Origin of the sequence: Neisseria sp. WLZKY-1, from assembly GCF_046546535.1 — a bacterium.
Lineage (GTDB): Bacteria > Pseudomonadota > Gammaproteobacteria > Burkholderiales > Neisseriaceae > Neisseria.
Genome location: NZ_JBKGTW010000182.1, coordinates 1 through 201, shown reverse-complemented (window position 1 = coordinate 201; position 201 = coordinate 1). Strand labels below are relative to the sequence as shown.

At 60.7% G+C, this 201-nt stretch carries 1 pseudogene; it reads left to right on the top strand.

Annotation, left to right across the window (positions count from 1 at the left end):
• A pseudogene (locus tag ACLD9W_RS12740) lies at positions 1-201 on the top strand (hypothetical protein); the annotation flags it as partial.

The following is a 201-nucleotide window of genomic DNA, read 5'->3' as shown; positions in this document are numbered from 1 at the left end:
TCAATGCCGGCGGCAAGAAGGTTACCAACGTAGCCCCGGGTGCCGTTAATGCGACCAGCACCGATGCCGTCAACGGCAGCCAGCTGTACGCAGTGGAGAACAACCCGCTGACCTTTGCAGGCGACAGCGGCACGAACGTTGAACGCAAACTGGGCAGCACCGTGAACGTCAAAGGCGGCGTAACCGACGCGACCAAACTGA